General features: G+C 46.4%; 2 rRNA genes. Both read left to right on the top strand.

Annotated features, from left to right (window positions below):
- Positions 1–65: ribosomal RNA gene (locus BSF44_RS29210) — 16S ribosomal RNA — on the top strand; the annotation flags it as partial.
- 312 nt (positions 66–377) lie between these two features.
- A 23S ribosomal RNA gene (locus BSF44_RS29205) occupies positions 378–856 on the top strand; the annotation flags it as partial.

Below are 856 nucleotides of genomic sequence, written 5' to 3'. Positions count from 1 at the left end.
TCATGACTGGGGTGAAGTCGTAACAAGGTAGCCGTAGGGGAACCTGCGGCTGGATCACCTCCTTAATCGACGACTCAGCTGCTCCATAAGTTCCCACACGAATTGCTTGATTCATTGAAGAAGACGAGAGACCAGCCTTTAAGGTGGTCTGCTTCGTTAGAGTTTAGAAATGAATATTCCAGCGTGAATATTGATTTCTAGTCTTTGATTAGATCGTTCTTTAAAAATTTGGGTATGTGATAGAAAGATAGACTGAACGTTACTTTCACTGGTAACGGATCAGGCTAAGGTAAAATTTGTGAGTTGCTCTTAGGAGCTCAATCGAATTTTCGGCGAATGTCGTCTTCATAGTATAACCAGATTGCTTGGGGTTATATGGTCAAGTGAAGAAGCGCATACGGTGGATGCCTTGGCAGTCAGAGGCGATGAAAGACGTGGTAGCCTGCGAAAAGCTTCGGGGAGTCGGCAAACAGACTTTGATCCGGAGATGTCTGAATGGGGGAACCCAGCCATCATAAGATGGTTATCTTGTACTGAATACATAGGTGCAAGAGGCGAACCAGGGGAACTGAAACATCTAAGTACCCTGAGGAAAAGAAATCAACCGAGATTCCCTTAGTAGTGGCGAGCGAACGGGGACCAGCCCTTAAGTTGATTTGAGATTAGCGGAACGCTCTGGAAAGTGCGGCCATAGTGGGTGATAGCCCTGTACGCGAAAATCTCTTATCAATGAAATCGAGTAGGACGGAGCACGAGAAACTTTGTCTGAATATGGGGGGACCATCCTCCAAGGCTAAATACTACTGACTGACCGATAGTGAACTAGTACCGTGAGGGAAAGGCGAAAAGAACCCCG

This window comes from Pseudomonas sp. ACN8, from assembly GCF_002303925.1.
GTDB lineage: Bacteria > Pseudomonadota > Gammaproteobacteria > Pseudomonadales > Pseudomonadaceae > Aquipseudomonas.
The sequence above is the reverse complement of the archived record's forward strand: the minus strand, read 5'-3'. Positions and strand labels throughout refer to the sequence as shown.